This window comes from Paenibacillus abyssi (assembly GCF_014640295.1).
Lineage (GTDB): Bacteria > Bacillota > Bacilli > Paenibacillales > Paenibacillaceae > Paenibacillus_D > Paenibacillus_D abyssi.
This window is the reverse complement of sequence record NZ_BMGR01000005.1, coordinates 156,031-177,401: the sequence shown is the minus strand read 5'-3', so window position 1 is coordinate 177,401 and position 21,371 is coordinate 156,031. Positions and strand designations below refer to the sequence as shown.

Here is a 21,371-nt window from a genome sequence, read left to right as displayed (position 1 = left end):
TGTGAATTGGAGAATAAAGGTTTGGAAACAGTGTATAGGGAAAATAATTTCAGGTTTTCGCTAAAAATCGACCGATACCTCCTGGGCCTCTTCATTGTCCTGGGAGCAATTATAGTGGTTATGTCATTTCTCTCGGCTAATTTTTTAACGCATACCAACCTTTTGAACGTGTTACAACAAGCTTCTTTCGTCATGATACTGGCCTTTGGTATGACTTTTGTCCTTTCAACGGGCGGAATTGATTTATCGGTTGGATCTATATGCGGTATATGTGGTGGAATGGCTGCATGGTTACTTAATAAGGATGTTAATGTTGCCATAGCTATTGCAGCCGCTTTACTCCTGGGTGTAATAATAGGGGCTGTAAATGGGCTAACTATTACGAAATTAAATCTATCTCCTTTTATGGCCACTCTAGCAATGATGATTATTCTACGAGGTATCTTATACGTTTGGACTGGGGCAATTCCATTCCGTTCTTATATGACATCCAGTTTTCAATTTCTTGGTTCAGGACGTATTTTTGGAGTGCAATTTCCTGTGATTGTAGCGATTGTTCTGCTTGTCGTGCTCCTGATATTATATCGAAAAATGAAATTTGGCCGCCATATTCTTGCTCTGGGAAGTAGTGAAGAAGCGGTTCGTATATCAGGTATCAAAGTTGATATGCTGCGTATTAAAGTCTATGCGCTATCTGGACTTATCGCTGCTGCAGCAGGTGTTCTTCTTGCTTCGCGTCTTGCCACAGTAAATCCTGAAATGGGTAAGGGCTACGAGTTGGAGGCTATTGCTGCAGCGATCATCGGAGGAACAGCCTTAACCGGTGGTAAAGGAACCTTAGTCGGAACCGCACTGGGAGCAATTATTTTATTTATGATTAAAAACGCTATGAATCTTAAAAATGTGAATCCGTATTGGGAGACTATAGTGATCGGCTTCATTATTCTTCTTGCGGTAGCTGTACCCATTTTAGCCGGTTACATCAAAGGCAGAGTGAAAAATTCGTAAAGAAAAGAAAGGTTTGCTCGTACCCCTAATGGGGGGGAGACAATAAAAGACCTGGCCAAAAGCCGGCGTCTGCAATGAGATGCGAATTCTGTAAAGCTACATTTATTTAAAGGGGGGAGACAGGAAGAGTATATTCCATAGTAATTCTATGATGGTGGCGGGTCACGGTAACACGTTAAGCTGTACATGCAAAAAAACTAAAAAATAATATTAGGAGGTCAAACGATGTCTTCCAAAAAAATGAAATGGAGTATTTTAATATTATCCCTAATCGCGATTATGGTAGTGTCAGGCTGCAGCAATAATGATGCGGCCGCGGTTCAAGAGACGAATACACCATTATCGGGTAACGTCTATCAATGGGGAGATAGCAACTTTGAGGAGCTTGTGAGGAATAAGGTAGAAGGGACTACGCTTAAAATTGGACTTTCACCGCCGGCTGCTTCTGAGCATTATGACATTTTTGAACACGCTGCCAATACGATGATGAATGAATTAAGTGACCGGTTTGGCGTGAAATTCGAGTTTCAGATGACGGCGCCGGGCAATTTTCAGTCTGTCGAGTCGCAAGTGGCGACCATTGAAAACTGGACTTCGCTGGGGTATGATGCCATATTTGTCTGCACAACAGGTGATTTTGATTCGATGAATGCCGTCTATGAGAGGGCTATGGAACAAGGAACGATGATCTATTTGTTCAATATGCCGGCTGAAATGCTGGATGAAAGCAAATTAAAAGCGGTTTCGGTAGTCAGTTATAACAACCATTACCAAGCAGGGTACCTTGTAGGTCAATATGCAGCGGAGAAGCTGGGCGGCAAAGGCGATATATTATTGGTATGGGGGCTGCCCGGTTACTTTGCCACTTCACGTAAAAATGGATTCCTTGAGGCGATCTCCGAGTATCCTGAGATGAGAATTGTGGGAGAACAACGCGGTGATTACGTGCGTGACAAAGGGATGCAGGCTACGGAAAACCTGCTGCAAGCCAATCCGGATGTCGATTTAATCTATGGAGAAAATGAGGAAATGGCTCTGGGTGCCGTGCAAGCCGTTGAAGGACGGGGTCTAAAGCTATGGGATGGCAATGAAGGCATCATGGTGATCGGTGCGGACGGTCTTAAGTCCGGTTTTGAGTCCATTCGTGAAGGGAAGCTGACAGCTACGGTTGATGTTGGTACGGTGGATATGGGCCGGGAATTAATTAAGTCTGTTTTTATGCACCAAGTTCTAGGATTCTCTATTGATAAGATTCAGAATGTTCCAACTGTCATTGTTGATAAGGATAATGTTGATACGAGAGAGGCTTATGTAGACTGGGCACTAGGTACAAAGCGCAAATAAAAACGATATGTATTTGCAGGCAGCTTCTAAAGAACAAAATCGCTAACGCGACTTAAATTACGGGGCTGTTCCAAAAGTAAATGATTCTGAACTCAAAAAAGTGGATGGGCAGAGTGTCATTTTGCCCAACCACTTTCTGTATTTGATCGGTTGTCGAGCGATTTATGGTACGGAAGCCCGGTCGTTGAGATCAACATAAACAACAATAATATGATATTAATAAATGAATTCTATGTATTTTTCAACGCATTGAAACTTCACAATCTCCCGACTTGCGAAATTTACCCGGCGGCATGCCTGTCATTTTCTTGAAAATTAAATTGAAATAGATGCCATTCGGATAGCCAATCTTGGAAGCGATCTCGCGAATGGTTAGGTTGGAATGTTTCAGTAAACGCTTTGCTTCTTCTATCCTGAAGCGTATTAAATATTGAATAGGGGAAATGCCCATTTCCTCTTTATAGACATGAGCCAAGTGGTAAGGGCTTACAAAAACGACACTTGCTAAATCACTGAGTGTTAAATCCTGATCATAATTCTCTTCGATATATTTTTTCACATCGGTAGTAATGGATGAAGATGTATCTGGAAAGATGTCATAAAGTTTTCGGAGTATGAGGACAATGAGGGCATTAAGCAATGATTGAATCATTTCTTCGGATCCATACGTTTTGAATTGAAATTCATTGTATATATCGGAAAAGAATCGGTTTGCCGAACTAAAATCACGATCCAACTGAATAACAGGATGTTTATTCGGAGCAGCCAAAAAACCATCCGGCAGGCCGGAAATGGATAAACCGGCAAATGAAATTAGTGTACCTGATATCGGGGATTGGGTCGACGATTTAATTTCAAATCGGGCACCGGTCGGCAGAATAATAATTTCTCCTCCGGTAATTGAGATGATCATGTCATTGTACAAACACTCACCACGTCCGTTTTGCACAAAAAAAATGTAGGTGTCGTTTCCGTCTGACAACGGATTTTTCCAAGAAGCCCCTCCTATCAATTCATAGGCGGCAAGAAATTTGGGGTTCTGGATAATGTCAGGAATGCCTTGCATCGGTTATACCCCCTTAACCGTTTATAGACATATGCTCATTTGCTGTAGCAAGTATATCCGAATTATATTTGAACTGAAATTGAATTCAACAAAATATAATAATAATCGCAATAATTTATAATGAAATAACAATTTAAATTATTTTAATCGCAGAAAAGGTTCGTATACACTTAGCATATTAAATCACAGGATGAAGCGGGGTGATCGATTGCTTCTGCGATTAAGAAGTGTAAGCAAGGCATTTTTCGGTGTGAAGGTGTTGGATGAGGTTCACTTTGAATTGTCAGCAGGGGAGGTTCATGCACTGGTGGGACAGAATGGAGCCGGCAAATCAACCTTGGCTCATGTGATCGCAGGCGTACATCAAATGGATGGCGGAGAGATTTATCTGGATGAGGTGAAAGTGTATGTTAAATCGCCGTTTCATGCTCGAAGGCTGGGCATCTCCATCATTAAGCAGGAGCCTGAACTGCTCCCTGAGATGACGATTACCGAGAATATATTTCTCGGGAATGAAGTAAGTTATTTGGGCGTATTCCCCAAGGGCAAGAAGATGCAAAGGGAGTCGAAAGCGCTCTTAGAATCGATTGGATGCAGGCTTCATCCGAATACGCTTGTCCGGTATCTCTCGACTACAGAGAGATACATCGTGGCGATCATGCAGGCGATAGCCAGAAAACCCAAATTACTCATAATGGATGAGCCGAGTGAGAAACTGACCGATCATGAACGCGAACAGTTGTTTAAGCTGATTGAGGATTTAAAGAAACAAGGCATTGCAATTCTGTATATCACTCACCGTCTGCAGGAAATTCCGCGTATCTGTGATCGGATTACAATTCTGCGTGATGGCAAGCATGTCATTACACGCAAGCCGGAAGGGCTCTCCGAGCAGGATACAATTAAACTGATGATCGGCCATGATATTAGCCGGATGTTCCCTCCGATCAATGAGAACCTGGGAAGTGAACTGCTTAGGGTTGAGAACCTTTCTGTGAAACCATGGTTTGAGGCGATTAGCTTTCAGCTTAGGGAAGGAGAAATATTGGGGTTGGCCGGTCTTGTCGGAGCAGGTAGAACAGCGCTTGCGGCTACGATATTCGGACAAATTCAAAAACATATCGGAACGATTTATTATAAGAATCAACCTGTCAACATCATGCATCCCCATCAAGCGGTCAGCAACAGTTGGGCTTATGTCAATGAGGACCGTCTGGAGTCGGGATTGATGAAAGATATGAGCGTTTCAAATAACATATCGATATCCAATATGGCGAAGAATAGCCGCTACAATTTCCTGCAAAAAAATCAAGAACAGGTGTTGGTGCTGGATCAGATTATCGATTTGGGCATTAAAGTGATGCATATTGACCAGGAAGTGAAGTATTTAAGCGGCGGGAATCAGCAGAAAGTGGTATTGGCCCGATGGCTCGCCGCCGACAGCGAAATTTATTTATTGGATGAACCGACGCGAGGAATCGATATCGGTTCCAAGGCTGAATTATATATACGGATTCAAGAGCTGGCGAGACAGGGGAAAGGGATCATTCTCATTTCAACGGATATTCAAGAGATTATTGGCTTATGCACCCGAACGCTTGTGATGCACCGCGGCAAAATTACCGGTGATCTGTCACAGCGGGAAACAACGGAGGAATCCATAACGAGTCTTATGACCGGAGAGCAATAATTTATAATTTTGTCTCAAGATTGGTTAATTGAATTATTTGGATTATTCTCTAGAATGAAATCAAGATATCTTGTGTCACAGCAAAGATCAACGATGATATCCGAAACAAATTCCGCTTATTCCAAGGAGGGGCTTATGAAATTTGGTGCAAGCACGTTCATTTGGGCATCGCCTTTTTCCAGGCAGACATTCTATTTGATCGACAAAGTCAAGGCATTCGGATTTGATGTGCTGGAAATCTGTATCGAAGACCCGCAGACTATTCCGGTTAAGGAAACCAGAGCATATATGGATGATTGCGGAGTGGAGGCTCTGGTATGCGGAGCGTTCGGTCCTAATCGCGATATCAGTTCTGATGACCGGGCAGTTCGGGAAGAAGGCCTTGCTTACATCAAAACCTGTGTTGATTTTGCGGTAGAACTTGGTTCTCCGCTCGTCTCCGGTCCGATGTATTCAGCCACGGGAAAAACAAGATTGCTTACCCCGTCACAGCAGCAGCAGCAGTGGAATTGGACGGTGGAAAACATGAAGAAGGCGGCCGATTACGCGGGAGAACGAGGTATTAAGCTAGCTGTCGAACCTTTAAACCGTTTTGAAACCGATCTCATTAATACGGTGGAGCAAGGAATGGAGCTCCTCAAGAGAATTGGACATGATAACGTTGGTTTTCTCTTGGACACCTTCCATATGAACATTGAGGAGAAAGGAATTGGGGACGCGATTCGCGCAGCAGGCAAACATATCTTTAATTTCCACAGTTGTGAGAATGACAGGGGCGTTCCGGGGACAGGGCATGTGCCATGGGCTGAAGTGACACAAGCGTTAAAGGATATCGACTATAACGGCTATATCGTCATTGAGGCATTTACGTCTGAAATAACGGAAATTGCAAAAGCGGTTTCAATGTGGAGACAGCTGGCTCCGACTCAAGATGCAATTGCTGCGGATGGGATCTCGTTCCTGAAGAAGGCATTGGCTTAACGGCGGAAGAGAACTGAAAGGAAAGAGGGAGACAGCATGAACATTGGGCCAAGGAACAATAGTGATATCTATCAAAAAAGCAAAACCCGTAATATAGGGAGCCTTGGCCTGTTTCTTGTCATCCTTGTTTTTTCTGTGCTGTTTAGTATCCTTTCACCCGTATTTTTAACGGTAACCAATATTATGAATTTGCTTATTCAATCCTCCATCTTGGCGGTGCTGGCGCTCGGGACAACCTTTGTCATCCTGACAAAGGGAATCGATCTTTCGGTAGGCGGGGTAATGGCTGTGTCATCGGCTGTCGGTCTTGGAATGATCGTGAATGAAGGTGCACCGGTCTATGTTGGGGTGCTTACCTCGTTATTGATCGGACTGCTGTTCGGATTGCTTAACGGAGTCATGGTCACTAGGTTCGCAATTCCCCCGCTTATTGTTAGCTTGGCATCTATGGCCATTGCAAGAGGAATTATCCAAATTTATACAAACGGAGCCAATATATCTCCGGTTCCCGACAGTATTAAATATTTAGCCAGCGGACAACTATTCGATTTTCCCGTATTACTCCTTATCGTGGGTATGCTGGCGGTTATTGCACATTTGACCCTTTGTCGGACGGTATATGGAAGAGCCGTGTATGCCAGTGGCGGAAGTGAGTTGGCTGCAAGACTAGCGGGGATCAGAACGAAGAGAGTGATAACGGGTACTTATGTGATCTCCGGTGTGCTGGCTGCTATAGCTGGAATTTTGCTGGCTGCACGGCTGGAATCTGCCGGTCCAAATGCAGGGATGGGCATCGAACTGACGGTGATTGCTGCTGTGGTGATCGGCGGAACCAGTTTGTTCGGCGGACAAGGCAACATTGTTGGGACGCTATTGGGAGTACTGTTAATTTCTCTGATCTCCAATGCGGTTAATTTGCTTGATGTTCCTCCGGCTTGGGATCAACTCGTCAAAGGAATTGTGATCATGGTAGCGGCATTGTTGGATGTGTATAGAAGAAAATATTACAAAACGGGCTACGCTATTATAAAGTGAGAGATCAATTATGCAAAAACATCTTCAAAAGTCAGTCTTTTTGTTCATCCTGGCTGCGCTGTTAACAGGCTGCGGCAGCGATACTGGGCCAGACAATGAAAAGAAACGAATCGCTGTTCTGCTGTGGAGCCGCGGCTTTGAATTTATGGTTGCCCTGGATCAAGGCATCAAAGATGAGGTTGAAAAATTCGGATATGAAGTGACCATACTGGACGGTCAATCAAACAGTCAACTTCAATTAGGACAAATCGAAGATAGTCTGGTTAAGAAAGTGGATGCGATTATTTTGGCGCCCGTCAATTCGGACGAATTAGTGCCGGGTGTAAGGAAAGCAAATGAAGCGGGAGTACCTGTCATTACGGTCGAGGGCGTTATCTCAGAAGGGGTAGAGATCGCCAGCAGTATCATGTTCGACAACGAGGGCGCAGGCAGAATCGCCGCGGAATTCATGATTCAGGAGCTTGGGCAAGGTGCGGTATTGGAAACGTCGGGGGCACAGGGAACATACCAGGCAATATTGCGGAGCTACGGATTTAAAGAACGAATGAGCGCAGCTTCGACTTTCGGGGTCGTTTCCAAAAATGCCAACTGGCAAGCAGAGAATGCGCAGCATATTACGGCTGATTCCATAACGGCCAACAAGCGGATTAATGGCGTATATTCTCACAATGATGACATGATTCGCGGCATTCTTGGGGGATTGAGACAGATGAACAAGCTGAAGAAAGCCGGAGAAGAAGGGCATATTCTGATTGTGGGTACGGACGGAACTCCGGAGGCGCTTGAGCGGATTCGAAGGGGTGAACAGGATGCGTCGGTACAGCAGAATCCGCTTGAAATGGGGGCTGCGGCCGTGCAAGCCGTTGCAGCTGTGCTGGAAGGACGAGAAGTGGAGAAAGTGAAAGTTATTCCGGCGGTATTGATCACCAAAGACAATGTCGATGAACCGAATCTGTGGGGAAACAGAATGAAGGAATAATTGGGAAACAAAATGTAAGCGCTTTCTATATTAGAATTGTTACAATACAACTGTTGACAAAATAATATATGATAAAATATAATAACAACAAACATTAAATAATATAAAATGATAAGGAGGATGATCAATGAAGGCACGTCTTGTTCCCGTTTATTTCAAATCCGAACGAAACAGCGAATTCGATAAACAGGTGGTTCGCCTGAGGGAGATGCTCGCCGAGGAAGCTGAGATTATGGAACCAGTCGCTCTGGGTTCTCCTGTTCCGGAAGCGGATGCTGTTATTTTCCCACAACTGGTGGGAGAAGCGTATAGAGAAATTGAACAGTTGAAACAAATCAATAAGCCATTTCTTATCGTTACATCTGAATTTGGTACGGTAGCCATGTGGGATTGGGAAATAATTACGTTCTTTAAAGCGGAAGGCATCGAAGTGTTTGCGCCTTACAGTCTTGATCTGACGAAAACAATCTGCCGCACGCTGGCATTAAAAGATCAGATGAAACAGACGAAGTTTCTGATCTTCCAGGACAGTCCCGGCGAAGGGATGCAGGCAAGCATCTTCAAACGTTTCTTCTGGTGGGAAGAAGAGTGTATACGGCGAATTCAAGAGAAATTTGGAATTTCGATCGTACGAAAGAGCTTTAAGAAACTTGCCCAGAATGCAAAAGAGATCCCCGATTCGGAAGCCGAACAAGTGCTGTGGGCATGGGATCACAAAACGGAGGGCGTTGCCCCCAGAGCGTTCAAAAGCGCAGTTAAAATGTATATTGCGGTCAAGCGTGAAATCGAGAACGATCCGTCTATTAGAGGCGTAGGGATGAATTGTCTGAATGAATCGTTTTATTCGGATACGACACCGTGCCTGACTTGGAGCATGCTTTACGAGGAAACAGGGGTTATGTGGGCGTGCGAAGGAGATATTCTGTCGCTTTTGAACAAATTCATTATTCACAAGTCATTGAAAGCGCCGGTTGTGATGAGTAATTTGTATCCGTTTCTTGCCGGAGATGCCGCTATTAAACATGAAAGAATTGATAAATTCCCGGATATCGAAGAGCCTGAGAATCATATTCTTGTTGGACATTGCGGGTATTTTGCATGTATGCCTCGGGCATTTGCGTCGGAATGGACATTAAGACCGAAGGTGCTTGGGATTGTGGATGAGAATGCGACAGCTATCGACGCCCGATTTCCCGAGGGCGATCTAACGATCGCCGAGCTGCACCCTACCCTTGGGAAAATGCTCGTGGTAGAAGGGACACTGAAGCAATATGTTCAATATCCGGGCTCGGATTGCCGCAATGGTGCGCTGCTTAAAATCGATGATGGACATAAATTAATGAACACCCTCTATTCACATCATGGAATATTGATTCCGGGGCACAAAAAAGTCGAACTTAATATGATGCTTCGCATTCTGGACTTAACCGTTGAAGAGATTTAATTTTGTTATATTTTTCAAAGATCATATTGACCAATAAAGAACAATAAAATATAATAAAAAATATAAAAAGATAATTAAAAACAGAATTTAATAAAAATAATGATAACTAACACAAATGGTTGGAAAGGAAAGTGAGAAGTTATGTTAGCAGCCATGTTGTATGGACCCAAAGATTTACGGTTAGAGGAGATTGCGGATCCGGTCATCAATGAGAACGAAGTATTGCTTGAAGTGAAACGTGCCGCAATATGCGGTACGGACATAAGGATGTATAACAACGGGTACAAAGGAATCAGCAGTACGACACCTAGAATTTTGGGACATGAACTTGCCGGCGTCATCAAAGAAGTAGGGAAGAATGTAACCAAGTATCAAACGGGAATGAGAGTGACGGTTGCTCCCAACATGGGATGCGGTTTGTGCAGACAGTGCATTAGCGGAAATACGCACTTGTGCAATGATTATCAGGCTCTTGGCATCAATATTAACGGAGGATTCACCGAATACGTTAAAATTCCTGAGTCGGCCGTTAGACAAGGGAATATCAGCCCGCTTGCAGACCATGTAACCTTCGAAGAGGCGGCGATCGTTGAACCCTTGGCATGTGTGTACAACGGATTTCTGAAGGTGGATATTAAACCGGGCGATCATGTACTGATTATTGGCGCAGGTCCGATTGGGTTAATGCATGCCAAGCTGGCCAAGATGGCGGGAGCTTCCAAGGTCATTATGAATGATATCTCGGAAGAGAGAATGGCGATGTGCCGTCAGATTGATGATTTTATTACAACAGTAAGAACCGAAGACATGAAAAGTTATATCCATGACATTACCGACGGTGAAGGCGTTGAAGTTGTTATCACTGCCTGTCCTGTACCTCAGGTTCAAGCCAATGCCCTTGAATTAGTGGCCATTAACGGCAGAGTGAATTTTTTCGGCGGACTTGCGAAAGACAAAGAAATTGTCCCTATTAATACAAACCTGATTCATTATAAGCAAATTATCGTTACCGGAAGCACAAGATCGAGTATTTTACAGTATAGACAGGCGCTGGACTTTGTCAAGCACGGACTCATTGATGTGAAATCGCTTATTTCAGCAAGCTTCCCATTGAATCAAATCGATGCTGCTTTCGATAACGCGACTAAAGGGATTGGATTGAAAAACGTGATTACCGTCGGTTCATAAGATGGCGGTCCATGAATTGAGGTTCCATCCATTTATATATAACAAATACTAAGGAGTTGATTCAGATGGCTTATGTTGTAAGAGGTAGAAAAGATGTTGAGAATTTCCCGGTGGAGGATTGCCATGATGGTCAGGGGACAATCTTCGTAAGACAGCTTCTAGGTTATGAACCGCTGCTTCCTGTACCAGGCAATCCGGAAGATTTTGATTCTCTTATCAATTTTATGCATGAAACAACTTTACCTGTCGGAACGACAATCGGATTGCACCCTCATGTCGGCAATGAAGAAATTTATTATGTGGTGGAAGGCAAAGGTGAAATGACGGTTGACGGAAACGCATTTGTTATGGAACCGGGCACCGCTTGTCTGACGAAAAGCGGCAGCAAGCATACCTTCAAAAATATCGGCGACTCTGACCTTAGAATTATCGTTATCGAAGCTGTTTTTGACAAGAAAGATAAGAAAAGCAAACAACACTAACATGACTGCAATCGTTATCAAAGAGAGAGGTCCTTGCTCTTTCTTTGATAACGCTTCCTTCCACTAAATCCGGTAAGAGGTGAACAATGTGCAGGAAATCAATGTAGCTTTGATCGGTTATAACTTTATGGGTAAAGCGCACAGCTATGGCATTGAAAATGTGTCGTTCTTCTTCGACCATGGCGTAAAGCCAGTGAAAAAGGTGATTGTTGGAAGAACGGAGCATCTTGTTAAGGAAGCAGCAGAAAAATTTGGTTGGGAAGAATATGCGACCGATTGGAGAGAAGTGATTCATCGGGAAGACATTCATGCCATCGATATTGCAACGCCTACGTCTTCACATGTCGAGATTGCGCTTGAAGCGGCCAAAGCAGGGAAGCATATCTTTTGCGAGAAACCGTTAGCGATGAATGCGAGTGAAGCGCAACAAATGTATGAGGCGGCGGAAAAGGCCGGAGTGGTTCATATGCTAGGTCATAATTACCGCAGAGTACCGGCAATTGTACTGGCCAAAAAATTGATCGAGGACGGCCGATTAGGCAAAATCCATCACTTTCGCGGCATATATCTGCAAGATTGGCTGCTTGACCCGAATTTCCCCGCCAGCTGGAAGCTCGATAAGAAAATTGCCGGTTCCGGACCGCATGGCGACTTAAATGCACATATTATTGATCTGGCCCGACTGCTGGTTGGAGAGATCGATCAAGTTATCGGGATGGAGAAGACATTTGTCGGCAAACGTCCTCGGGTGAAGGTGGATGAGAAATTAAGCTCCAATCTCACCGCAAGCGGTGCATCGGATGATTATGACCCGGTTACGGTTGACGATACAACATCTTTTCTGGCGAAATTCAGCAATGGAGCTGTCGGCACCTTTGAAGCAACGCGATTCGCAGGCGGACGCAAAAACCATGAACGGGTCGAGATTAATGGCAGCAAAGGATCGATTTCCTTTGATTTCGAACGGATGAATGAATTGGAGTTTTGGTCCAAGGAAGATGATGTGGAGGTACAGGGCTTCAGAAGGATATTAGTTACCGAAAGTACGCACCCCTATATTAGCGCATGGTGGCCTCCTGGACATGTCATTGGTTACGAGAATACCTTTGTTAATGAATTTGCCGATTTTTTCAAAGCCATCAAGGATAAAGAGCAGGTGTATCCTAACTTTTACGATGGCGTGATGAACAACAAGGTACTGGATGCAGTAACCAAATCCATTGAAACTCTGACTTGGGAAAAGGTTTGACGAATAAACACAATAACGCGATTGACTAGGTATGCAAGTGATTCATCAGCACGGATGTAAGCGCTTTATATATGTTTGTTGCCATCAAATTAATCAAGTAATAAAAATAGGGGGGGTACTCAATGAAAAAGAGATTGAAAGTTTCGATTACCGTTCTGATTTGCAGCTTATTCATCTTAAGCGCATGTTCTTCGAATTCCACGCCTGTGAGTACGAATACATCCGAACTATCCGACAGTGGGGAATCATCGGATCAGATTGTGTTAAACGGCGTATTTCTCGGCTCAACTTGGGGAACGTCTGTACAAGAACTGGCGAAAGATTATGAAAAAGAAACAGGCGTTAAAGTGAATATCGAGCTGGTTGGCCGCGATGTCATTTATCAGAAGCTGGCGATATCGATCGCCGGGCAAGCTGATTACGACATTTTTAGCGTCGACTACAACTGGGTTCCGGAGTTTGGCTCGCAGGACAGCTTGCTGCCGCTGGATGACTTGATAGCGAAACATAATATTGATACATCGGCATTTTTACCTAAAGCATTGGCTTCGGCACAATGGAATGGCCAGAACGGATCGTTCGGGGAGGGAGGCACAATATATGGTCTGCCGCAAACCGTCCACCCTCATTTGCTCTGGTACCGCTCTGATTTGTTCAATGATGATCAATTCAAACAGCAGTTCCAAGAGCAGTATGGTTATGAGCTGGCCCCACCAAAAACAATGAAAGAGTTCCGTGATGCGGCCGAATTCTTTAATGGGAAAGAAGTGGATGGACAACAGATATACGGCTGGGCCGCACAAGCGAGCAAAGGATTCGGGAATGTTCATACATGGCTGACTTTCCTGTATTCCAATGGCGGAGATGTGTTTGACTGGGATAAGATGACTTCTTCGTTGTCTACGCCGGAGGCGATTGAAGCGACGAAAACATGGGCGGATCTGCTGCAGTTCTCCCCTCCTGGGATCAATGATTATACTTTCGTAGAAGTGGCTTCGGATGCGGCACAAGGCAAATTGGCGATGGCGATTCACTGGTCCTGGTCCGCCTTTGAAGTCGATGAGCCCACCATGTCCAAGACGGTTGGCAAATGGGACTTTGCCCAAGTTCCGGCTATGAAGGAAGCAGTGCCGAACTTCTCGGCATGGCCAATGGTTATTCCGAAGACATCGAAAAATGCGGAAGAAGCATTTAAGTTCATTGCATGGCTGGAGAACAAAGAAAATGACGTGCGTCAAGCCTTGTTGGGAGCCGGTGATCCAGTTCGGGAAGAATCTTATTCAGACCCTGCTCTAACGGAAAAACTGATCGAAGGAACCGATGTCAAGCAATTCCGCCGTTATGAAGCTTTAGCAGAAGCCATGGTAACAACCAAAGCCCGGCCATTCTTTCCTCAAGAAGAAAAATGGGAAAGTACCGTATCTGAATACTTAAGCGCAGTCCAGTTCGGTCAAATGACAGTAGAAGAGGCAATGAAACGGGCGGATGAAGCGGTCAACAAAATGTTAAATTGAGTTCATTGCAAGTTTGATTGGTGGGGGGGAATCCTTCCACCCCAACCCCAATTAAATCAGGAGAGTAGCGATGAAAAAATTCAGATTACAAAACAGTGGTCCTTATCTAGTGATGGCACCCGGAATGATTATACTGCTGTTATTTTCAATCTATCCGTTAATTTTCTTATTAAAAATTAGTTTTCAGGATTATAGTCCGATCAGTGCCGTTAAACCATTCGTCGGATTGGATAATTATGTTCATCTCTTCCAGGATAGAAGCTTCTGGAATGCCTTAAGAATAACGGCGATATTCGTGGCAAGCACCGTCGTGTTGGAGTTTGCCATCGGGTTAGGTCTGGCGATCATATTGAACCGCCTGACTGTCGGCCAACGGATCTACCAGTCCATTCTGCTGCTTCCGATTGCAATGGCACCCACGGTCGTCGGATTGATGTTCCGCTTTATGATGAATGATCAATACGGGATTATGAACTACTTTATGGAACTATTCGGCATGTCCAGAGTCGCATGGCTGTCCAATACAAGCCTGGCATTGCCAGCCTTGATCTTTACCGATATATGGCAGTGGACGCCGTTTATGATGATTATCTTGTTGGCGGGTTTAAAAGGGATCCCGGACGAGCCTTATGAGGCCGCGAATATTGACGGCGCTTCGGCTTGGCAGGCCTTTCGTTATGTAACCATTCCTCAACTATCCAAGATCATTTATATCGCATTACTGCTCAGAACGATCGACTCGCTCAGAATCTACGATACGATTTATATGATGACCAAAGGCGGTCCGATCAATGTGACGTCCACGCTCAGCTGGATCGTCTATGATAAAGGGTTTAAATTTCTGGAATTCGGTTACGGCGCAGCAATCTGTATCATCCTATTAATTATTGTTGTCAGCTTGTTGACGTTTGTGCTGAAGAAGTTAGATTTGTTTGAAGTGGAGGACAGACCATGAGCGCATCCAAAAACAACACCGTTACTGTATTACAGTATATTATCGTCATTATCGCAATGGTCTTCTTTATCTTCCCGATCGTCTGGATGTTCCTTACTTCGTTGAAAAATCAGATCGATGCGTTTGCATCCACGCCACAATGGATTTTTTTGGCAACGCTGGATAACTATCGAATGATTCTCTTTGAACGGGACTTTGCCCTATATCTTCTGAACAGCTTGTACGTATCATTTCTTTCAACGGTGCTGGCGATTTTTCTGGGGAGCGGAATCGCATATCCATTCGCCAGATACCGTTTAAAAGGCGGAAAGAACGTTATGACGTGGATTTTGACGCTGCGTATTGTACCGCCGATCGTATCTGTACTGCCGATCTATCTGGTTTTTTCACAGATTGGCATGCTCGATTCCTATACTTCACTGGTACTCATGTACACGTTCATGAATCTGCCCTTGGCAGTATGGCTGCTGTACGGTTTCTTCAAAGATGTACCGCACGAAATCGAGGAGTCCGCGCTGGTCGATGGGTGCAACCGCTTTACGGCATTCTTCCGGGTGATCTTCCCGATCATCGGGCCGGGACTCGTATCCGCAGGTTTATTATCATTCATCTTTGCGTGGAACGAATTCCTGTTTGCTAACATCTTATCCGGTCCGCATGTAAGAACGGCTCCGGTAGGACTGAATGAATATGCGACTCCTGTAAGCATGCTGTGGGGACAGATCGCGGCTGCCGGAACGCTCATCATTATCCCTGTAGCCATTATCACTTTGATTCTTCAGCGTAAGATGGTGCGGGGTCTCACGATGGGTGCTGTTAAAGGTTAACTGGAACACGCTGATTACACTTTTAATACATGCAGTGTGTTAAATAAATAGAACATTCGAGGAGATGTTGACAATGACGACGATGAGAGCAGTTATTTTACCCGGCAACAAAGAGGTCCAAGTAATCGATAAGCCAAGACCAGTACCGGGCGATGGTCAAGTATTAGTCCGCATGCGGGCATCCGCCATCTGCCGAAGCGATATGAGTTTATATTACGGAGGTAAACCGCTCGTAGGCGGCGAGGCGGCGAAGACAGGACGAATCGTCCCTGGCCATGAACCGGCAGGGGATGTCGTGGAAATCGGTCCCGGCGTTAGAGGCGTTATGCCAGGCGACCGCGTTGCCGTATATCTTGCAATCGGCTGCGGTCATTGCAGATATTGTCTGAGCGGTTATTTGTCTCTCTGTTCGGAGTGGAAATGCGTCGGGTTCGATGTGGACGGAGGAAATGCCGATTATATGGTTGTCCCTGCACAAAACTGCTTGAAGCTTCCGGATGAAATGTCTTATGAAACAGGAGCTCTGCTCCTTGATAATATGGGAACGCAATATCATGCGCAAAAAACGTTAGAAGTATCCGGAAACGATACGGTAGCTATCTATGGTCTCGGACCGATGGGCAGCGCAGGCGTACTGATTGCCAAGGCACGAGGTGCGAGAGTAATCGCTATTGACGTTCTTGAATCAAGGCTTGAAATGGCAAAGGAATTAGGAGCAGATGTAACGATTAACAGTGCGAAGGAAAATGTGCTGGAAGTGATCAGTAATCTGACCCATGGCGAAGGTGTCGATAAGGCGATTGATGCCTCGGGTAATCCGTCCGCTCAAAACATGGCATTGGACAGCGTGCGCAAGATGGGTTCCGTTGCATTGATCGGTGAAACTAGTTCAACGACCATTAATCCTAGTGAACAAATGATCCGGAAATTATTGAAGGTATACGGCATTTGGATTCACCCAATTTGGATGTATGAAGAAATCGCCCAGTTTGTCCTTGATCATAAAATCCCGGTTGATCGTTATATTACTCACCGCTTTTCAATTGAGCAGGCCGCAGACGCTTTCCGGATGTTTGATGAAAGAATAACGGATAAAGCCGTATTTGTCTGGGACTAAATGAAAAACAGATGTAGCGGCCTATTCTCCTGAAATGCACCTATGCGAATTATGCAAGGTGCATTTTTTAAAAGACAAGAATTATAACGGAAAGGTAGGGGTTGGAGTGAACCGAAGCCCGCATTTTATTGGCATCGACATCGGAACACAAGGAACAAAAGTATCTTTAGTGAATGCGTCCGGTGAAATGGTCACGAATTCATTCATTCCATCGAATCTAATCCGTCCGGAGCCGGGAACTGTTGAACAGCAGCCAAGCGAGATGCTCTTGGCGGTCATTGATGGCATTAGAGAAGTGAAGGAACGTTCCCGGATCGATCCCCGGTACATTCTCGCGATCGGCCTGGACGGACAAATGGCCGGCATCATGGGAATCGATCGGGATTGGAACGCGGTTACCTCTTATGACTCCTGGCTGGATACGCGCTGCGAAAAATATATGCCAATGATGAAGGAGCAGGAAGAGCAGATTATTCAATTGACGGGTTCTCCGGTTACTTACGCTCACGGCCCTAAGATTTTATGGTGGAAACATGAACGGCCGGATGTTTATAAGCGGATTGACAAATTCATTCTTCCAACGACTTATGTTGCAGGGAGTTTGGCGGGGCTTAAGGCGGAGCAGGCTTTTATTGACTATACACACCTTCATTTTGCCGGGTTCGGCGATGTGCTTCGTAATCGGTGGTCAGATGAGCTGCTGCATGCTTTCGACATCAGCAAGGACAAATTGCCGCGTATCGTGAATCCGTGGGATATTATCGGACATTTGACTAAGGAGAATGCAAAGCTGTGCGGTTTAGCCGAAGGGACTCCGATCATTGCCGGCTGCGGCGATACGGCGGCTACGATTCTGGGGGCCGGTATTACGAAGGCGGGTTCCATTCTCGATGTAGCGGGAACCGCATCGGTCTTAAGCTGCTGCGTGAATGAGTATCAACCGGATACCAGGACCAAAACCTTCATCTATGCCCGTTCCGTCATTCCGGATTTATGGACGCCGTTAGCTTATATTAACGGGGGCGGACAATGTTTGGCATGGTTTAGAGACATGATGGCAATGAAGGAAGGGAAGGTAACCTTTGATGAGCTGAATACGGGGGCGGCAAGGGAAAGCGCAGGCAGCAAAGGACTCTACTTTATTCCCCATTTCGCCGGAAGAGTATGCCCGAACAATCCTTTCCTTAGAGGCAGTTGGCTTGGCTTGAATTGGTCTCATCATCAAGCTCATATGTATAGATCGATTCTCGAATCCATTGCTTATGAGTACCATGGCTATCTTGCGGTGATCAGGCAATTAATACCGGACGCGCGATTTACCAATGTTAATGTTGTTGGAGGCGGGGCTAAGGGCGATTTATTTAATTCCATTAAAGCCGATGTGCTGAATGTCCCCTACACGACGCTCAATAATAGCGATACGGCTACCGTTGCCAGTGCAGTCATTGCCGGCTATGGCATTGGTTTTTATACCGATATTGCGGAAACGATGAACAGCATTGTTAAGGTCAAACGGAAGATTGAACCAAATGCTGACAATCATAAGCTGTACACGCCATTGGCGGAAACGTATCAGAGGGCGCTTGAAGCATTGACGCCGATTTATCGGAATCATCTTTCATAGATTCCGAATGTTAATGAATAGGGATGTGTTACTTTGGCCATTCAAACCGTATTAGGTCCGATTGAGCAAGAAGAACTGGGCTTTTGTCATAGTCATGAACATTTATTCCTTGCAGACGGTATACCCGCTTTATTGAATCCCGCATTAAGAATTGACGACCTTGAACGAACGATGCAGGAGCTCCGGATGTATAAACAAGTCGGAGGCCGCAGTATCGTTGATGCGCAGCCTCTTGGCTGCGGAAGAATGGAGATGCAGCTTGTCGAGGCGGCCGCCCGGACAGACATCCATATCTTGGCCTCGACCGGATTTCATAAATTGGCCTTCTACCCCTCGGATCATTGGATCTATCGATATGACGAAGCGGCACTGGCTGATATATTTGTTCACGAATTAACAGTCGGTATGTATACAGGCACGGACCGGGAAGAACCGGGGAGCTTCATAGACGAAAAGGCGGGCCTGATTAAGACGGCTATTGACGAGGAGCGGGCAGGCGACCGGGATAAGAGATGGTTTCGCGCCGCCGCCAGAGCCGCCTTGGAAACGGGAGCGCCGTTAATGTGTCATACGGAATTGTGCGAACAGGGCGTACAACTGGCAGCCTATTATCGAAATCAAGGCATCCCAGCCAATCAAATCATTATTTGTCATTTGGACCGTAAGCTGGACCGTTTGGATATTCATAAACAGCTGGCAGAGCAGGGCATATATCTTGAATATGATACAATCGGCCGCTTTAAGTATCACAGCGACGAGGAAGAGGCGGTACTGATCAAGGAGATGGTCGATAGCGGATACGAAGACTTGATCCTGCTGGGCCTTGATTCAACGCGCCAACGACTGCGAAGTTATGGCGGAGATATCGGATTGGATCATTTGTCTGTGCGGTTTCTGCCTTTATTGCGGAAATTCGGTATCTCTGACAGCGCTATTCATAAAATGATGATCGATAACCCGGCTCAAGCGTTTGATAACAAAAGACAGAGGAAGTGAATGAGATGACGCTCAAGGTTCTTATCACTCCCCGTTCCTTCGGGAAGGGGAGCCCGGCACCGTTAGAGATGCTGAAAAATAAAGGGTATGAAATTGTAATTAATCCATACGGGAGAATTATGACGAAGGAGGAGATGGTCTCGCTCATTCAAGATGTGGACGGCGTTATCGTTGGCGTCGATCCATTGGATAAAGAAGTATTGCAGCACGCGCGTAAGCTGAAGGTGATTTCCAAGTATGGCGTAGGCATCGATAATGTCGATACGGATTATGCGAAACAAATGAGTATTCCCGTAACGGTGACCGCTGGAGCCAATAAGGAAGCCGTCGCGGATTATGCATTTGCATTAATGCTGGGGACCGCAAGAAAATTAGCACAGATCGACAAAGAATGCAAAAATGTCAATTGGAACAAAATGACGACCATTGATATGTGGGGGAAAACGCTGGGTTTAATCGGTCTGGGCAATATCGGCAAAGGTGTCGCGAAAAGAGCGGGCGGTTTCAATATGAACGTGCTTGCTTATGATTTGTTTCAGGATAAGGCTTATGCGGAGGCAAACGGCATTCATTATGTCCCGCTTGAAACACTTCTTAAGGAGTCCGATTTTATTAGTATGCATCTTCCGTTAAACGAACAGACCCGCCATATTATAGGTTCCCAGCAGTTTAAGATCATGAAGCCAACAGCAGTGATTGTCAATACGGCTCGTGGCGGCTTGATTGACGAAGAAGCGTTATTCTGCGCGTTGAAAGAAAACCAAATATGGGGGGCCGGTATTGATGTTTTTGAACAAGAGCCCCCGCATAATAAAGAACTTCTGGGACTTGATAATATTATCATCGGCTCGCATTGTGCAGCTTCCACGTACGGGGCAATTGATGAGATGGGAATGATGGCATCGGCTAACATAATTGAGCATATGGCTGCAAAAGCAGAAATCATCGACGCTGATTGACAAATTATTAATATATAATATAGAATAATATAAAAAAATAATAAAAAATATATAACAAAACGGAGGTGAGGGGGGTTATGATAAATAATAATAGTGGACACATGTTTGCGGATGAAAGAAAAAATGGGATTATTGAGTTGATCAATCAGCGGGATAAAATATTAGTGCCTGAGCTTGTACGTTATTTTAATGTATCGCCAGCCACGATCCGAAATGATTTAAGGGAATTAGAGCAGCTAGGATTATTGAAAAGAACGCATGGGGGTGCTCTTTCTGTCGGCATTCCGACAGTCGGTTTTGAAAAGGAAAATGAAATCAAAGGCCATAATTTCCTTACGCAAAAACAATCCATTGCACGAAAAGCAATGGAGTTAATCGATGACGGGGATGTTATTGTTCTGGATGCAGGTACGACATCCATCGAACTCGCCAAACTCTTTCATGAGAAGAGCAATATTACGGTTGTGGTTAACGATCTTGATATAGCTGATTGTTTTGAAGGCATGGAAGGAATTCAGGTGTTAGTGATCGGAGGCATTCTGAGGAAGAAATTTCATTGTACAATCGGTCCATTTGCCACAAAAACGTTAAATGAGCTGAATGTCGACAAGGCATTTTTGTCCACAAACAGCTTCAGTATTGAGAAAGGTTGTACGACCCCCGATGTGAGCCATGCAGAAATTAAGCAAACGATGGCCAAAATCGCCTCACAAGTGTTTGTGCTTTGTGACAGCAGTAAAATTGGTATCAATTCATTCGTGCAATTTGCTGCGCTAACGGAAATCGATATGTTAATAACAGATAAAGACATTGATGAAGCAATACTAAGGAATATTCAAGATTCCGGCCTTGAAGTCGTCGTAGCGGGCGGATAACCCCAATCATTCACCCCCTGAAGAAACGATTATTATTT

19 protein-coding genes are annotated in these 21,371 nt (G+C 45.0%); 18 read left to right on the top strand and 1 reads right to left on the bottom strand.

The window, feature by feature from the left end; all coding sequences use genetic code 11:
- The first annotated feature begins 6 nt into the window (after positions 1-6).
- Together IEW11_RS09330 and IEW11_RS09325 are read left to right on the top strand one after the other, a co-directional pair.
- A complete protein-coding gene (locus IEW11_RS09330; protein WP_188530791.1) occupies positions 7-1,008 on the top strand; it encodes an ABC transporter permease in 1,002 nt (333 codons plus the stop codon).
- 225 nt (positions 1,009-1,233) lie between these two features.
- Complete coding sequence (locus tag IEW11_RS09325; protein WP_188530790.1) at positions 1,234-2,352, top strand: sugar ABC transporter substrate-binding protein; 1,119 nt, start codon at positions 1,234-1,236, stop codon at positions 2,350-2,352.
- A gap of 241 nt (positions 2,353-2,593) precedes the next feature.
- On the opposite strand, the gene IEW11_RS09320 is transcribed toward IEW11_RS09325, so the two are convergent.
- Positions 2,594-3,418 (bottom strand): helix-turn-helix transcriptional regulator, encoded by an 825-nt coding sequence (locus tag IEW11_RS09320; protein ID WP_188530789.1) that lies wholly within the window; start codon positions 3,416-3,418, stop codon positions 2,594-2,596.
- Between the two features lie 208 nt (positions 3,419-3,626).
- On the opposite strand from IEW11_RS09320, the gene IEW11_RS09315 reads away from it, so the two are divergent.
- From IEW11_RS09315 to IEW11_RS09240, 16 genes are all read left to right on the top strand, one after another.
- The gene (locus IEW11_RS09315) at positions 3,627-5,108 is read left to right on the top strand and encodes a sugar ABC transporter ATP-binding protein (RefSeq protein ID WP_188530788.1); all 1,482 of its coding nucleotides are present in this window, start codon (positions 3,627-3,629) and stop codon (positions 5,106-5,108) included.
- Between the two features lie 135 nt (positions 5,109-5,243).
- Positions 5,244-6,089, top strand: coding sequence for a sugar phosphate isomerase/epimerase family protein (locus tag IEW11_RS09310; protein ID WP_188530787.1), 846 nt, complete (start codon positions 5,244-5,246; stop codon positions 6,087-6,089).
- Between the two features lie 36 nt (positions 6,090-6,125).
- Positions 6,126-7,124 (top strand): ABC transporter permease, encoded by a 999-nt coding sequence (locus IEW11_RS09305; RefSeq protein WP_188530786.1) that lies wholly within the window; start codon positions 6,126-6,128, stop codon positions 7,122-7,124.
- 10 nt (positions 7,125-7,134) lie between these two features.
- Entirely contained in the window at positions 7,135-8,103 is a 969-nt protein-coding gene (locus IEW11_RS09300; protein ID WP_188530785.1) for a sugar ABC transporter substrate-binding protein, read from the top strand.
- 127 nt (positions 8,104-8,230) lie between these two features.
- Positions 8,231-9,547 carry a hypothetical protein gene (locus tag IEW11_RS09295; RefSeq protein WP_188530784.1) on the top strand — a complete coding sequence of 439 codons (1,317 nt, stop codon included), beginning with the start codon at positions 8,231-8,233 and terminating at the stop codon, positions 9,545-9,547.
- A 141-nt stretch (positions 9,548-9,688) separates the two neighbouring features.
- Positions 9,689-10,735: a zinc-dependent dehydrogenase gene (locus IEW11_RS09290; protein ID WP_188530783.1), complete on the top strand. Its 1,047-nt coding sequence runs from the start codon at positions 9,689-9,691 to the stop codon at positions 10,733-10,735.
- Between the two features lie 65 nt (positions 10,736-10,800).
- Positions 10,801-11,217: a cupin domain-containing protein gene (locus IEW11_RS09285; protein ID WP_188530782.1), complete on the top strand. Its 417-nt coding sequence runs from the start codon at positions 10,801-10,803 to the stop codon at positions 11,215-11,217.
- A gap of 88 nt (positions 11,218-11,305) precedes the next feature.
- Entirely contained in the window at positions 11,306-12,466 is a 1,161-nt protein-coding gene (locus tag IEW11_RS09280; protein WP_188530781.1) for a Gfo/Idh/MocA family protein, read from the top strand.
- A gap of 122 nt (positions 12,467-12,588) precedes the next feature.
- Positions 12,589-13,980 carry an ABC transporter substrate-binding protein gene (locus tag IEW11_RS09275; protein ID WP_188530780.1) on the top strand — a complete coding sequence of 464 codons (1,392 nt, stop codon included), beginning with the start codon at positions 12,589-12,591 and terminating at the stop codon, positions 13,978-13,980.
- A gap of 70 nt (positions 13,981-14,050) precedes the next feature.
- Positions 14,051-14,935: a carbohydrate ABC transporter permease gene (locus tag IEW11_RS09270; RefSeq protein ID WP_188530779.1), complete on the top strand. Its 885-nt coding sequence runs from the start codon at positions 14,051-14,053 to the stop codon at positions 14,933-14,935.
- Positions 14,932-15,762, top strand: coding sequence for a carbohydrate ABC transporter permease (locus IEW11_RS09265; RefSeq protein ID WP_188530778.1), 831 nt, complete (start codon positions 14,932-14,934; stop codon positions 15,760-15,762). The genes IEW11_RS09270 and IEW11_RS09265 overlap by 4 nt, the downstream gene beginning before the upstream one ends.
- A gap of 73 nt (positions 15,763-15,835) precedes the next feature.
- On the top strand, positions 15,836-16,879 hold the full coding sequence (locus IEW11_RS09260) for a zinc-dependent alcohol dehydrogenase family protein (protein WP_229725083.1): 1,044 nt from the start codon (positions 15,836-15,838) through the stop codon (positions 16,877-16,879).
- Positions 16,880-16,985: 106 nt separating this feature from the next.
- On the top strand, positions 16,986-18,503 hold the full coding sequence (locus IEW11_RS09255) for a xylulokinase (RefSeq protein WP_188530777.1): 1,518 nt from the start codon (positions 16,986-16,988) through the stop codon (positions 18,501-18,503).
- 33 nt (positions 18,504-18,536) lie between these two features.
- Entirely contained in the window at positions 18,537-19,499 is a 963-nt protein-coding gene (locus tag IEW11_RS09250) for a phosphotriesterase family protein (protein ID WP_188530776.1), read from the top strand.
- A 5-nt stretch (positions 19,500-19,504) separates the two neighbouring features.
- Positions 19,505-20,458, top strand: coding sequence for a phosphoglycerate dehydrogenase (locus IEW11_RS09245; RefSeq protein WP_188530775.1), 954 nt, complete (start codon positions 19,505-19,507; stop codon positions 20,456-20,458).
- 77 nt (positions 20,459-20,535) lie between these two features.
- Complete coding sequence (locus IEW11_RS09240; protein ID WP_229725081.1) at positions 20,536-21,333, top strand: DeoR/GlpR family DNA-binding transcription regulator; 798 nt, start codon at positions 20,536-20,538, stop codon at positions 21,331-21,333.
- Positions 21,334-21,371 lie beyond the last annotated feature (38 nt).

Bases quoted from the DNA above. Each gene is read 5' to 3' on its own strand.
- IEW11_RS09325 (WP_188530790.1), top strand. From the start codon at position 1,234: ATGTCTTCCAAAAAAATGAAATGGAGTATTTTAATATTATCCCTAATC.
- IEW11_RS09320 (WP_188530789.1), bottom strand. From the start codon at position 3,418: ATGCAAGGCATTCCTGACATTATCCAGAACCCCAAATTTCTTGCCGCC.
- IEW11_RS09310 (WP_188530787.1), top strand. From the start codon at position 5,244: ATGAAATTTGGTGCAAGCACGTTCATTTGGGCATCGCCTTTTTCCAGG.
- IEW11_RS09305 (WP_188530786.1), top strand. From the start codon at position 6,126: ATGAACATTGGGCCAAGGAACAATAGTGATATCTATCAAAAAAGCAAA.
- IEW11_RS09300 (WP_188530785.1), top strand. From the start codon at position 7,135: ATGCAAAAACATCTTCAAAAGTCAGTCTTTTTGTTCATCCTGGCTGCG.
- IEW11_RS09295 (WP_188530784.1), top strand. From the start codon at position 8,231: ATGAAGGCACGTCTTGTTCCCGTTTATTTCAAATCCGAACGAAACAGC.
- IEW11_RS09290 (WP_188530783.1), top strand. From the start codon at position 9,689: ATGTTAGCAGCCATGTTGTATGGACCCAAAGATTTACGGTTAGAGGAG.
- IEW11_RS09285 (WP_188530782.1), top strand. From the start codon at position 10,801: ATGGCTTATGTTGTAAGAGGTAGAAAAGATGTTGAGAATTTCCCGGTG.
- IEW11_RS09275 (WP_188530780.1), top strand. From the start codon at position 12,589: ATGAAAAAGAGATTGAAAGTTTCGATTACCGTTCTGATTTGCAGCTTA.
- IEW11_RS09270 (WP_188530779.1), top strand. From the start codon at position 14,051: ATGAAAAAATTCAGATTACAAAACAGTGGTCCTTATCTAGTGATGGCA.
- IEW11_RS09265 (WP_188530778.1), top strand. From the start codon at position 14,932: ATGAGCGCATCCAAAAACAACACCGTTACTGTATTACAGTATATTATC.
- IEW11_RS09260 (WP_229725083.1), top strand. From the start codon at position 15,836: ATGACGACGATGAGAGCAGTTATTTTACCCGGCAACAAAGAGGTCCAA.
- IEW11_RS09245 (WP_188530775.1), top strand. From the start codon at position 19,505: ATGACGCTCAAGGTTCTTATCACTCCCCGTTCCTTCGGGAAGGGGAGC.
- IEW11_RS09240 (WP_229725081.1), top strand. From the start codon at position 20,536: ATGATAAATAATAATAGTGGACACATGTTTGCGGATGAAAGAAAAAAT.